Source organism: Streptomyces sp. NPDC058157, from assembly GCF_042884105.1.
Classification (GTDB): domain Bacteria; phylum Actinomycetota; class Actinomycetes; order Streptomycetales; family Streptomycetaceae; genus Streptomyces.
Genome location: NZ_JBHVUQ010000205.1, coordinates 1 through 12,562, shown reverse-complemented (window position 1 = coordinate 12,562; position 12,562 = coordinate 1). Strand labels below are relative to the sequence as shown.

The window sequence follows — 12,562 nt, the reverse complement described above, 5'->3', positions numbered from 1 at the left end:
CCGCAGGTCAGCGCCCGCCCCCGCCCCCTCCCGTACACCTCCCGCACGTACAGTCCGAGCGTGGAAGAACAGAACCGGCACCCCGCCCCCCACCGCCCCGGCTCGCCCGTCCGTTCCGGGATCCCCGAGCACGGCCGCATCCCCAAGTACTACGCCGTCAAGGCCCGCATCGCCGAGCTCCTCGACGAGCTCGGCGAAGGCGGGGTGCTGCCCACCGAGCGGGACCTCGCCGAGCGGTACGAGGTGGCCCGCGAGACCGTGCGGCAGGCGTTGCGGGAGCTGCTGCTGGAGGGCCGGCTCCGCCGGGCCGGCCGGGGTACCGTCGTCGCCGGGCCGAAGCTGGAGCAGCCGCTCTCCCTCGCCAGCTACACCGAGGGCGTGCGCCGCCAGGGCCGCCGGCCCGGCCGCCACCTCATCGGCCTCGAACGCTTCCCCTGCCCGCCCGAACTCGCCCGCGGCATCGGCGCCGAGGCCGGTGAGCCCGTCTGGCACCTGGAGCGCGTGCTGCTCGCCGACGACGAGCGCGTCGGTCTGGAGAGCACGTACGTCAGGGTCGCCCGCGCGCCCCGCCTCGACGTCGATTTCCAGCCGGACTCCTCCTTCTACGGATACCTCCACGACAGCCTCGGAATCTCCTTCGGCGACGCCGACGAGAAGCTCGAAACCGTCCTCGCCACCCCCCGCGAGGCCCTCCTGATCGGCACCCCGCCGGCCCTCCCGATGCTGCTCATCCACCGCTTCTCCCGGGACCAGGACGGTCGGCCGCTGGAGCGGGTGCGTTCGCTCTACCGTGGCGACCGGTTCAGCTTCACGACCCGCCTGCGGCCCGAATAGCCCCCGGAGAAACGGAAGGACACCCCCAAACCGGACCACCTCGCATCACGGAAGGATAACGGGTCTAGTCCAAGCGTCGAGGGCTGTTCACCGGCCCGTCGCCCACGCGTCCCTCCCGGGCCAACGGCCGGCCCGAGCGTGGACGGCGTGAGAGTCATAGTCGTCGGAGGCGGCGTGGTCGGCACCATGCACGCCTGGCAAGCAGTCCAACGCGGCCACGAGGTCGTCCAGATCGAGCGCGAGGCCGAGGCCCGCGGCGCCTCGTTGCGCAATTTCGGCCAGATCTGGGTCAGTGGCCGGGCCGGGGGCGAGGAGCTCGACACCGCCCTGCGGGCCCGCGAGCTCTGGGAGCGGATCGGCGCGGAGGTGCCCGGCCTGGGCTTCCGTGCGATCGGCTCCCTCACCCCCGTCCGGGGCGCCCGCGAGTACGCGGTCGCCGAGGCGGCCGTCGCCCGCCCCGACGCCGCGGCCCGCGGCTACAAGCTGGTCACCGCCGCCGAGGCGCGGGCGATCAACCCCACCCTGCGCGGGGAGTTCGAGGCCGCCCTGTGGTGCGAGCGCGACGCGGCCGTCGAACCGCGCACCGCCCAGCTCCACCTCCGCGAGGCCCTCCGCGCCTCCGGCCGCTACACCTTCCTCGCCGGCCGCGAGGTCCGCGCCCTGGCCGGTCCCGCCGCCGTCCGCGACGACCACGGCGACGTCCACCGCGGCGACGCCGTCGTCCTCGCCACCGGAGCCTGGCTCTCCGGCCTGGTCCGCGAACTCGTCCCCGACCTGCCCGTGCGCCGCGTCCGGCTCCAGATGATGCAGACCGCCCCCCTCGGCGAGCCGCTCACCACCTCCGTCGCCGACGCCGACAGCTTCCGCTACTACCCCGCGTACCAGAGCGACGCGCTCGACCTCCTCAACGCCGAGCAGGCCCAGACGCCCGTCGCCGCCGCGCACAAGATGCAGCTGCTGATGGTCCAGCGCCGCGACGGCGGCCTGACCATCGGCGACACCCACGAGTACGAGCACCCCTTCGCGTTCGACACCGTCGAGGACCCCTACGACCACCTCACCGAGGTCGTCGAGTCCTTCCTGGGCCGCCCGCTGCCGAAGATCAGGCACCGCTGGGCGGGCGTGTACGCGCAGTGCACCGACACCAGCCGCGTCGTCCACCGCCAGCAGGTCGGCGAAGGCGTCTGGCTCGTCACCGGACCGGGCGGCCGGGGCATGACCTGCTCGCCCGCCATCGCCGAAACCACCGCGAACGAACTGGGCTGGTGAGCCGCATGACCGACAGCAAGAACAGGCAGAACAGGCACCTCGTCGTCCTCGACATGGCCGGCACCACCGTCGCCGACGGCGGCCTCGTCGAGCGCGCCTTCGAGCGCGCCGCCGAACGCCTCGGCGTCGAGCCCGGCACCCCCGGCCACGCCGAGAAGCTCCGGTACGTCCGCGACACCATGGGCGAGTCGAAGATCTCCGTCTTCCGCCACCTCTTCGGCACGGAGGAACGCGCCCGGCTCGCCAACTCCGCCTTCGAGCAGGCCTACGCCGAACTCGTCGACGGCGGCCTCGTCTCCGAGGTCCCCGGAGCCCGCGCCACCATCGAGCAGCTCCGCGCCGACGGCCACACCGTCGCCCTGACCACCGGCTTCGCCCGCGTCACCCAGGACGCCATCCTCGACGCCCTCGGCTGGCGGGACCTGGCCGACCTCACCCTCTGCCCCGCCGACGCAGGCGGCCGCGGCCGCCCCTACCCCGACATGGTGCTGGCCGCGTTCCTGCGCACCGGCGCCGTGGCCGACGTGCGCGAGACCGTCGTCGCCGGGGACACCGCGTACGACATGCTCAGCGGCACCCGCGCCGGAGCGGGCGTCGTCGCCGGCGTCCTCACGGGCGCCCACGACCGCGCCGCGCTCACCGGGCACGGCGCCACGCACGTCCTCGACTCCGTCGCCGAACTCCCCTTCCTCCTCGGGGAGTCGTCGTGAGCGGCATCCGCTTCGACTCCGTATCGGTCGCCTACCACGGCACCACCGTCCTGGACCGGCTCGACCTGACCGTCGAACCCGGCGAGGTCATGGCCCTCCTCGGCCCCTCCGGCTCCGGCAAGACCACCGCCCTGCGCGCCGTCGCCGGCTTCGTCCGGCCCGTCTCCGGACGGGTGCTGATCGGCGGCCGGGACGTCACCGCCCTGCCCCCGCACAAACGGGGCATCGGCATGGTCGTCCAGCAGTACGCCCTCTTCCCGCACATGCGCGTCGAGGACAACGTGGCCTTCGGCCTGCGCGCCCGCAAGACCCCCAAGGCCGACGTCCCCGCCCGGGTCACCGAGGCCCTGGAGATGACGGGCATGGCCGCGTACGCCAAGCGCTACCCGCGCGAGCTCTCCGGCGGACAGCAGCAGCGGGTGGCCATCGCCCGCGCCCTCGCCATCCGCCCCGGGGTCCTCCTGCTGGACGAGCCCCTCTCCGCCCTGGACGCCCAGCTGCGCTCCGGAATGCTCGCCGAACTGGCCCGGCTGCACCGCGAACTCCCCGACGTCTCCATCCTGTACGTCACCCACGACCAGGTCGAGGCCCTCACCCTGGCCGACCGGATCGCCGTCATGGACCACGCCCGCCTCCAGGACTGCGGCACCCCGCAGCAGCTGTACCGGGCACCGCGCACGGAGTTCACCGCGTCCTTCGTCGGCAACGCCAACCTGCTCCCGGTGACGGTCGCCGACGCCGGCGCCGTCTTCGCGGGCCGGCCCCTGGACCTCGACACCGGTCGCGCGGCCCCCGGCGCCACCGCCACCCTGTGCGTACGGCCGCACCTGCTGGGGCTCGGCGAGGGCCCCAACGCCCTGCGCGGCACCATCACCGAGGTGCAGTGGCGCGGCTCGACGCACCGGCTGTACGTCGACGTCGGCGGGCACCGCGTCAAGGCCGACCTCCCCGAACTGCGGGAGACCCCGGCCCTGGGCGACGAGGTCACCCTCCACTTCGAGCCCCGCGACGCGGTGCTCCTGACGGCGGGGGTCACCGATGGCTGAAGCCGCCCGGCACCCGGCCCCGGCCCGGCCCGGCACCGCCACGGCGGCTCCCGCCGCCCCCGACCCGGACCGCCAGCCCCCGCAGATCCCGGACCCGACGCCCGCCCCCGTACCGTCCCCGGCGTCCGACCCCGTACCGTCCCCGGCGCCCGCCCCCGTACCCTCCCCGGCGTCCGACCCCGCACCGGCGGCCCCCGCGCCCGACCCCATACCGGCCCCCGCGCCCGCACCCGGAGCACCCCCGCGCGCGACCCGGCGCCTGCCGCGGGTCGTCTGGGCCCTGCCCCCCGTCGCCGTGCTCGGGCTGGTCTTCCTCTACCCCCTCGCCCTGGTCGTCCGGCAGTCCCTCACCCCCGACAACGGCGGCGGCGCCTTCGACGCCTACTCCGCCGTCTTCGCCTCCCACGCCTTCCGCGAAGCCCTCGGCACCACCGTCTGGCTGGCCGTCGCCGCCACCGCCGGCTGCCTGCTCCTCGGCTTCACCCTTGCCCTGGTCATCACCTTCGTGCCCTTCCCCGGAGCCAAGGCCGTCGCCAGGTTCATCGACGTCTTCCTCTCCTTCCCCTCCTTCCTCATCACCCTCGCCCTCCTCTTCATCTACGGCACCGTCGGCATGGCCAACGGGCTCTGGACGGACCTCCTCGGCGGCGCCGAAGGCCCGTTCCACTTCCTCACCACCCCCTGGGGCGTCCTCCTCGCGGAGATCACGTACTTCACCCCCTTCGTGATGCGCCCGCTGCTCGCCGCCTTCTCCCAGCTGGACACCGCCCAGCTGGAGGTCGCCGCCGGCCTCGGCGCCCGCCCCGCCCGGATCGTCCGCCGGGTGATCCTCCCCGAGGCCCTCCCCGCGCTCGCGGCGGGCGGCAGCCTCGTCCTCGTCCTGTGCCTCAACGAGTTCGGGATCGTCCTCTTCACCGGCGCCAAGGGCGTCACCACCCTGCCGATGCTCGTCTACGGCAAGGCGATCCTCGAATCCGACTACCCGGCCGCCTGCGTGGCCGCCGTCGTCAACATCGCCATATCCATCGGCCTGTTCGGCCTCTACCGGGTGGTGGGCAAGCGTGCTGGTGCATAGCAGGGGCGGCCGCTGGGCCGCCTGGACCCTGTTCGGAATCCTCTTCGTCCCCCTCTTCGCCCTGCCCCTCCTGGTGGTCGTGGCCGCCTCCTTCGCCACCCACTGGTCCGGCGCCCTCCCCTCCGGCCCGACCACCGCGAACTACGCCTCCGCCGTCCAGGGGGAATCCCTCCAGGCCCTGACGACCTCCCTGGTCACCGCCCTGGCCGCGAGCCTCCTCGCGCTCACCGCCGGCACCTGGGCCGCCCTGGCGGCCGCCGCGCTCGGCAAGCGGGGCAAGCGGGTCCTGGACGCGCTGTTCATGCTGCCGGTGGCCGTGCCGTCCGTGGTCGTCGGCCTCGCCGTCCTCGTCGCGTTCAGCCGGCCCCCGCTGCTGCTCAACGGCACCAGCACGATCGTGGTCCTGGCGCACACCGTTCTCGTCACGGCGTTCGCCTACCAGTCGGTTTCGGCCGCCATCGTGCGTCTCGACCCCGCGTACGAGCAGGCGGCCGCCTCCCTGGGAGCCCGTCCCGCGTACGTGCTGTGGCGGGTCAGGCTCCCCCTCCTGCTGCCGTCCCTCACCGCGGCCGCCGGACTCTGCTTCGCCCTCTCCATGGGCGAGCTGAGCGCCACGATGATGCTCTACCCGCCGGACTGGACGCCCCTCCCGGTCCGGATCTTCACCGCCACCGACCGCGGTTCGCTGTTCGGCGGATCCGCCGTCGCCGTGGTGCTGATGGCCACCACCCTGCTGGTCCTCCTGGCCGTCTCCCGCGTCCGCACCCGCGCCTCCTACCGCTGACCCGCGCCTCCCCCAACAACCCCTTCCCCCGTAAGGAATCCCCGTGTCCAGAGCGCTCCTGCTCCGCACCGCCACCGCCCTCGCCACCGGCCTCGTCCTCGCCACCGCCCTCACCGCCTGCGGCGGCTCCTCCACCGCCGAAGGCTCCGACTCCGGCGCCAAGGGCGGCGGCGAGAAGACCGTCACCGTCTACAGCGCCGACGGCCTCAAGAGCGACAAGGGCGACGGCTGGTACGACAAGGTCTTCGCCGACTTCACCAAGAAGACCGGCATCGAGGTCAAGTACGTCGAGGGCGGCTCCGGCGAGATGGTCCAGCGCGCCGTCCGCGAGAAGACCAACACCCAGGCCGACGTGCTGATCACCCTGCCGCCCTTCATCCAGCAGGCCGACGGCAAGGGCCTGCTCCAGGCCTACGCCCCGCAGGGCTCCGACCAGGTCAACGGCGCCGACAAGTCCGCCGACTCCAAGTGGACCTCCGTCGTGAACAACTACTTCGGCTTCGTCTACGACAAGAAGGAGCTGACGACCGCCCCCAAGACCTGGGAGGAGCTCCTCGACGCCAAGTACAAGGGCAAGCTGCAGTACTCCACCCCCGGCGTCGCGGGCGACGGCACGGCCGTCCTCGTCAAGGCCATGCACGACTTCGGCGGCAAGGACCAGGCGATGGACTTCCTGAAGAAGCTCCAGGCCAACAACGTCGGCCCGTCCTCGTCCACCAGCAAGCTCGCGCCCAAGACCGACAAGGGCGAGCTGCTCGTCGCCAACGGCGACGTCCAGATGAACTTCGCCCAGTCCAAGTCCATGCCGAACCTCGGCATCTGGTTCCCCGCCAAGGACGGCGGCAAGCCCACCACCTTCGCCCTGCCGTACGCGGCCGGCCTGGTCGCCAAGGCCCCGCACACCGAGAACGGCAAGAAGCTCCTCGACTACCTGCTCGGCGAGGACGCCCAGAAGCTGGTCAGCGAGGTCGGCGGCGGCTTCCCGGCCCGCGGCGACGTCAAGCCCACCGACGCCAACGCCATCGAACTCACCAAGCTGATGGCGGGCGTCGAGGTCTTCGAGCCGGACTGGGCCGACATCGACAAGAACCTCACGGGCTACGTCGACGCGTGGAAGTCCGCGACCGGCAGCTGAGCCTTAACCTCCCGGCCACCCCCACCGGGAACCATATCGAACAGATAACGGGTCTGGACCGAAACCGCCCCTCGGTCCGGACCCGCCGCATGCGCCCACCCATGCGCCCACCCATGCGGCACCCGCACGCGCACACACACCCACACACGCCCACTTGCTCCTGGAGGAGTACGTGTCCCCTGTCCTGCGCGGACGCACCCTCGCCGTGACCACCACCGCCACGGCCCTGCTCGCCACCACCCTCGGCCTCGGCGCCACGGCCACCGCCGCTCCCGGCGACCCCAAGGCCACCGCGGAAGCGGCCGCCAAGGCCGCGGCGACCGCCTCCGCTACCGCCCCCGCTACCGCCCCCGCCACCGGCTCCGCCGACAAGGTCCTCGTCATCGGCCTCGACGGCACGGTCCTCGACCGCGTCAAGGCAGCCGACGCCCCCAACCTGAAGGGCCTGATGGCCGAAGGCCTCACCGCCCGCAGCACCCTCTACGCGAGCCCCATGGCCGCCACCTCCTCCGGCCCCGGCTGGTCCACCATCGCCACCGGCGTCTGGCCCGACAAGCACGGCGTGAAGGACAACACCTTCACCGGCAAGAACTACGCCGCCCACCCGGACTTCCTCACCCGCGCCGAGAACGCCAAGCCCGCCCTCAACACCTACGCGGCCGCCGACTGGGAACCCATCACCTCCACCGACGCGGGCGGCCCGATCTTCTCGGCCAAGGTCGACAAGCGCCTCTCCCTCAAGGGCGACCGCGACGGCTACGAGTCCGAGGACCCGAAGATCGCCACGGCCGCCTCGGCCGAGCTGCGCGACGGCAACCCCGACGCCTCCTTCGTCTACTTCGGCCAGGTCGACGGCGCAGGCCACTCCTACGGCGCCGCCAGCCGGCAGTACCTCGACGCCATCGGCCGCGTCGACACCCTCGTCGGCCGGCTCCTCACCGCCGTCAAGGCCCGCCCCACGTACGCCCAGGAGAACTGGAAGATCCTGGTCACCACCGACCACGGCCACACCGACGCCGGCGGCCACGGCGGCTCCACCCTCCAGGAACGCGGCACCTTCGTCATCGCCAAGGGCGCCGGGATCCCCGCCGGTTCGGTCCGCGACGACGTCAAGCTCGTCGACGTCGCCGCCACCGCCCTCGCCCAGGTCGGCGTCCCCACCACCGGACTCGACGGCGTCCCCCTCGACAGCCCCGACGCCGACCCCTTCGACACCCTGCGCCCCGCCCTCCAGGCCCGCGTGGACGAGACCGGCATCCCGGCCGGGACGAAGGGCTTCACGCACACCCCGCCCGCCGGCTGGTCCGTGGACAACTCGAAGATGGGCACCGGCGGCGTCACCGAATGGGCCGGATGGGCCTTCGCCACCGACGAGTTCTGGAGCCAGGCGCAGCGCGACCAGTGGCGCGAGCTGAACGTCCGCTCCCGTGACGTGTTCGCCGTCGCCGACTCCGACGAGTGGGACGACAAGACCCACACGGGCACCTTCGACTCCACCCTGATCACCCCCAAGTGGGCGGTCACCGGCGGCTCCACGCGCACCCTTGACTTCCAGACGCACTACCGCCACGAGACCGGCCAGACCGCCCAGGTCCTCGTCTCCTACGACGGCGCCGCCCCGGTCGTCGTGAAGACGTACACCGCCGACGCCGTCGCCAAGACCGAGTCCCTGCCGCTGCAGATCCCGGCGGGCGCCACCGACGTCCAGGTCCGCTTCCGCTACAGCGGCGACAACAACTGGTTCTGGACCATCGACAACGTCCGCCTCGGCTAGGGGGTGTCCGGCCCGTCCGGGCCGTGGACGCCCCCGGCGTCCACGGCCCGCGCCCGCTAGGGTGGGTGGTACAGACCACAGACCCACAGGTCAGAGGCGACCAGAGCGGAGAGAAATCCGTGGCAGAGCGCAAGCCGATCGAATCCTGGCTCACCGACATGGACGGGGTCCTCATCCACGAGGGCACGCCGATCCCCGGAGCCGATGCCTTCATCAAGCGGCTGCGCGAGTCCGGCAAGCCCTTCCTGGTCCTCACCAACAACTCCATCTACACCCCGCGCGACCTCCAGGCCCGGCTCAGCCGCATGGGCCTGGACGTGCCCGTGGACAACATCTGGACCTCGGCCCTGGCCACCGCGAAGTTCCTCGACGACCAGCGCCCCGGCGGCACGGCGTACGTCATCGGCGAGGCGGGCCTGACCACCGCCCTGCACGACATCGGCTACGTCCTCACCGACCACGAGCCCGACTACGTGGTCCTCGGCGAGACCCGCACCTACAGCTTCGAGGCCATGACCAAGGCGGTCCGCCTGATCAACGCCGGCGCCCGCTTCATCTGCACCAACCCCGACGAGACCGGCCCCTCCACCGAGGGCCCGCTCCCGGCCACGGGCGCGGTCGCCGCGCTGATCACCAAGGCGACCGGCAAGCAGCCGTACTTCGCGGGCAAGCCCAACCCGCTGATGATGCGCACGGGCCTCAACGCCATCGGCGCCCACTCCGAGACCAGCGCGATGATCGGCGACCGGATGGACACCGACGTGCTGGCCGGGCTGGAGGCGGGCATGGAGACCTTCCTCGTGCTGACCGGACTGACCACGGTCGAGGACACCGAGAAGTTCCCCTACCGCCCGACCCACACGGTCGACTCCATCGCGGACCTCGTCGACCTGGTGTAGCCGTTGGCGCGAACGGCTGACACGTACGGGCCAAGAGAGCGCCGCTCCGGATGCGGAGCGGCGCGCCGCACGTGAATCTCCTAGGGAGGAGGTTCACCATGCGAAGTTCTCTGCTCGCTCTCCGTGCCGCGACGGTGGCCGTGACCCTGGCGGCCTGCACCGCCGTGACCGCCCCCGCCGCCCTCGGATACGACGGGGACCGCGGCGGTGTCTCCGTCGAGCCGAACCCGGTCGAACCCGGCGGCCGGGTCAAGGTCCGGGTGCGCGCCTGTGAGGGGGACTGGGCGGTCGCCCGTTCCCCCGTCTTCGACGGGGAGGTCCGGCTGCGCAAGGGCCACGAGGACCCCCGCACCCTGTTCGGCGAGGCCGAGATCCGCCGGCACGCCGAGCCGGGGTGGCACGAGGTCCGGGTCAGGTGCGAGGGCCGCGACGACGGCCTGCGCGGCTCCGTGGAGGTCCGCCGCGACCACCGCCCCGACCCGCACCACTCGCCGGTCTGGCCGGTCCACGCGGGCGGCGGCGCGATGGCCGCCCAGGTCGCCGAGACCACCCGGCTGGCCGCCGGCTCCGCCGCGAAGAAGAGTCACCACGGTGACGGCCCCGGTCTGCAGCAGACCGTGGTCGGCGCGGTCCTGGCCGCCGCGGCCACGCTGGTGGTCGCCGGGCGCGCCCTGACCCTGCGCCGCCGCCGCAACGGCGGATGAGCGGGCCCCGGCCCTCCGCCGGCGGCCGGCTGCTGACCTTCACGGCCTGGTCGGTGCTGGTGCTCGGGCTCTGGCTGTGGGGCAAGGAGATCACCGGGGTGCCGGGCGGTCCGCTCTCCGGGCGGGCCGGCGGGCAGGCGGGCCCGGGCCTCCCGGTGGCGCGGGCCCCGCTGACGGCGGCGATGCCCGCGCGGGTCGACGTGCCCTCGCTGGGGGTGCAGGCGCCGGTGATCGCGCGGGGCCTGGACCGGCAGGGGGCGATCGAGCCGCCGCCGTACGAGCTGCCCGGCACGGTGGGCTGGTGGGGCGCGGGGCCCGCGCCGGGTGCGGTGGGGGCGGCGCTGATGGTGGGGCACGTGGACACGAAGTCCAAGCCCGCCGTGTTCTTCGGCCTGGGCTCGGTCAAGCCGGGGGAGAAGATCCGGGTGGCGCGGGCGGACGGCACGGTCGCCGAGTTCACCGTCGAGGACGTACGGGTCTACGAGCGCGCGGGCTTCGACCCCGCCAAGGCGTACGGGCCGCGGGTCGCGGGCCGTGCGGAGCTGAGGCTGGTGACCTGCGGCGGTACCTACGACAAGGCGGCCCGGCAGTACTCGGCGAACGTGGTGGTCTCGGCGTACCTGACGGGCGCGGGCGCCCGGCCGGGGGCGCCGGCGTAGCCCTGCCGCCCGGCGGATTCCGCCGCACTCCGGCGGATTCCGGCAGAACGAAGAAGCCCCTCGCAGCTTTCGCTGCGAGGGGCTTCTCCTTGTCTGTGCGCCGCCAGGGACTCGAACCCCGGACCCGCTGATTAAGAGTCAGCTGCTCTAACCAACTGAGCTAGCGGCGCTTGCTGACAGGGAAAACTCTACCCCACTTCCGGCGGTGCTCGTGACCAGCCGCGCCCGCGTTGTCCGATTAACCCATGTTTGGGGGGTTTGTCGTGCACGATATGTCTGGGCCGAACCGCATCTGACGCTCCGTCGGATGCGACCCGCGGCCCGGACCGATCAGGGGAGTGGACGGAACCGCATGACGACGCAGCCTCCGGTGCACGCGCAGATGCCGATGCCTGTCTTCGAGGAGTACGAGCCCGCCGGCGACTGTGCCTGCCCCGGCTGCGCCCACCGCCGCAGGTCCCTCGCACGCGGGCGGGCCATAGCGCTGCGCGACGCCGGGCTGCCGGCCGTGCGCGGGGCCCGCCGGGTACTGGTGATGGCCACGGCGGCCGGGGTGGTCCTGGGCGGCGGCGGCCAGGCGGCCGCCGCACTGGCGGACCACTCCGCCCCGGCGAAGCCCCGCCCCTCCGACCCCCTGCCGGTCCCGGCGCGGGGCCCGGGTCCCGCGCACGGGACGGGATCCGCGCACGCGACCGGCCCCGGCCCGTCGGCCACTCGTCCCGGCCCGTCGGCCCCCCGTCCCGGCCCGTCGGCCCGCCGCGACACCCCGGGCAGCCCGCAGGGCGGCCGGGCCCCGCTGCACGGCCGCCCGCGCCCCCCGGCCTCCGGGCCGGGCCGCCCGGGCGCGCCCTCCCTGGCGCGGCGCATCGACCGGGCCACGATCATCAACCGGGCGAAGCTGTGGCTGGAGGCGCAGGTCCCGTACAGCATGTCCGAGTACTGGACGGACGGATACCGGCAGGACTGCTCGGGCTACGTCTCCATGGCCTGGAACCTCGGCACGAACGAGTGGACCGGCAGCCTCGACACCTTCGCCACGAAGATCACCAAGGACGAGCTCCTGCCCGGGGACATGCTCCTCTTCCACAACCCGGCGGACCCCAACAAGGGCTCGCACGTGGTCCTCTTCGGCGGCTGGGTCGACGAGACGCACACGCACTACATCGCCTACGAGCAGACCCCGCCCCTCACGCGGCGGCAGGCCACGCCGTACGGGTACTGGGAGAACGGGGCCAAGTACGTCCCGTACCGGTTCAACGGGGTGACCGGCGGGATCCTCCCGGGCGACTCGGTGCCGCCCGCGAAGCAGCCCTCGGCCACCTTCCCCGGCGCGTCCAAGTTCGGCCCCGGCGCCGACAACAAGTACGTCGCCGAGCTGGGCCGGATGCTGATCGACCGCGGCGCCCTGCGGTTCTACCCCAAGGGGCCGAGCACCAAGTGGAGCGAGGCCGACCGGCAGGCCACGGAGGCGTTCCAACTGGCGCAGGGCTGGACGGGCGCCGACGCGGACGGCATCCCGGGCCCGGACACCTGGCGGCTGCTGGTCCAGCGCCAGGGCGCGGACATCGTACCGACGGGCCGCACGGCACCCCCGCCGCCCCCCGCGCCGGGGCCCCGCCCGGGGCCGGCCCCCGCGCCGGGGTCCCGCCCGGGGCCGGCCCCCGCGTCGGGGT

General features: G+C 73.4%; 12 protein-coding genes and 1 tRNA gene. 12 read left to right on the top strand and 1 reads right to left on the bottom strand.

The annotated features are described in order from the left end of the window. The first annotated feature begins 60 nt into the window (after positions 1-60). The 11 genes from ACFVXK_RS32445 (at position 61) to ACFVXK_RS32395 (ending at position 10,889) form a co-directional block, all read left to right on the top strand. Positions 61-834 carry a GntR family transcriptional regulator gene (locus tag ACFVXK_RS32445; protein WP_389618853.1) on the top strand — a complete coding sequence of 258 codons (774 nt, stop codon included), beginning with the start codon at positions 61-63 and terminating at the stop codon, positions 832-834. Between the two features lie 147 nt (positions 835-981). Continuing rightward, entirely contained in the window at positions 982-2,103 is a 1,122-nt protein-coding gene (locus ACFVXK_RS32440) for a TIGR03364 family FAD-dependent oxidoreductase (RefSeq protein ID WP_389618850.1), read from the top strand. A gap of 5 nt (positions 2,104-2,108) precedes the next feature. Further along, on the top strand, positions 2,109-2,813 hold the full coding sequence (locus tag ACFVXK_RS32435; RefSeq protein ID WP_389618847.1) for a phosphonatase-like hydrolase: 705 nt from the start codon (positions 2,109-2,111) through the stop codon (positions 2,811-2,813). Beyond that, positions 2,810-3,859 (top strand): ABC transporter ATP-binding protein, encoded by a 1,050-nt coding sequence (locus ACFVXK_RS32430; protein ID WP_389618844.1) that lies wholly within the window; start codon positions 2,810-2,812, stop codon positions 3,857-3,859. Before ACFVXK_RS32435 ends, ACFVXK_RS32430 begins: the two co-directional genes overlap by 4 nt. Continuing rightward, on the top strand, positions 3,852-4,934 hold the full coding sequence (locus ACFVXK_RS32425; protein WP_389618841.1) for a 2-aminoethylphosphonate ABC transporter permease subunit: 1,083 nt from the start codon (positions 3,852-3,854) through the stop codon (positions 4,932-4,934). The genes ACFVXK_RS32430 and ACFVXK_RS32425 overlap by 8 nt, the downstream gene beginning before the upstream one ends. Continuing rightward, a complete protein-coding gene (locus ACFVXK_RS32420) occupies positions 4,921-5,718 on the top strand; it encodes an ABC transporter permease (RefSeq protein ID WP_389618838.1) in 798 nt (265 codons plus the stop codon). The genes ACFVXK_RS32425 and ACFVXK_RS32420 overlap by 14 nt, the downstream gene beginning before the upstream one ends. Before the next feature lie 43 nt (positions 5,719-5,761). After that, complete coding sequence (locus tag ACFVXK_RS32415; protein ID WP_389618835.1) at positions 5,762-6,853, top strand: 2-aminoethylphosphonate ABC transporter substrate-binding protein; 1,092 nt, start codon at positions 5,762-5,764, stop codon at positions 6,851-6,853. Between the two features lie 172 nt (positions 6,854-7,025). Further along, a complete protein-coding gene (locus ACFVXK_RS32410; protein ID WP_389618832.1) occupies positions 7,026-8,627 on the top strand; it encodes an alkaline phosphatase family protein in 1,602 nt (533 codons plus the stop codon). A gap of 119 nt (positions 8,628-8,746) precedes the next feature. Beyond that, positions 8,747-9,526, top strand: a complete 780-nt coding sequence (locus ACFVXK_RS32405; RefSeq protein ID WP_389618829.1) for an HAD-IIA family hydrolase — start codon at positions 8,747-8,749, stop codon at positions 9,524-9,526. Between the two features lie 98 nt (positions 9,527-9,624). Then, a complete protein-coding gene (locus tag ACFVXK_RS32400) occupies positions 9,625-10,230 on the top strand; it encodes a hypothetical protein (RefSeq protein ID WP_389618826.1) in 606 nt (201 codons plus the stop codon). After that, positions 10,227-10,889 carry a class F sortase gene (locus ACFVXK_RS32395; protein ID WP_389618823.1) on the top strand — a complete coding sequence of 221 codons (663 nt, stop codon included), beginning with the start codon at positions 10,227-10,229 and terminating at the stop codon, positions 10,887-10,889. The genes ACFVXK_RS32400 and ACFVXK_RS32395 overlap by 4 nt, the downstream gene beginning before the upstream one ends. Positions 10,890-10,985: 96 nt before the next feature. Here ACFVXK_RS32395 and ACFVXK_RS32390 read toward each other — a convergent pair. Further along, positions 10,986-11,059: transfer RNA gene (locus ACFVXK_RS32390), tRNA-Lys, on the bottom strand. A 212-nt stretch (positions 11,060-11,271) separates the two neighbouring features. Here ACFVXK_RS32390 and ACFVXK_RS32385 point away from each other — a divergent pair. Continuing rightward, positions 11,272-12,562 (top strand): peptidoglycan-binding protein (locus ACFVXK_RS32385; protein ID WP_389618856.1); only part of this gene is annotated, 1,291 nt, incomplete at its 3' end.

Bases quoted from the DNA above. Each gene is read 5' to 3' on its own strand.
- ACFVXK_RS32435 (WP_389618847.1), top strand. From the start codon at position 2,109: ATGACCGACAGCAAGAACAGGCAGAACAGGCACCTCGTCGTCCTCGAC.
- ACFVXK_RS32425 (WP_389618841.1), top strand. From the start codon at position 3,852: ATGGCTGAAGCCGCCCGGCACCCGGCCCCGGCCCGGCCCGGCACCGCC.
- ACFVXK_RS32400 (WP_389618826.1), top strand. From the start codon at position 9,625: ATGCGAAGTTCTCTGCTCGCTCTCCGTGCCGCGACGGTGGCCGTGACC.
- ACFVXK_RS32395 (WP_389618823.1), top strand. From the start codon at position 10,227: ATGAGCGGGCCCCGGCCCTCCGCCGGCGGCCGGCTGCTGACCTTCACG.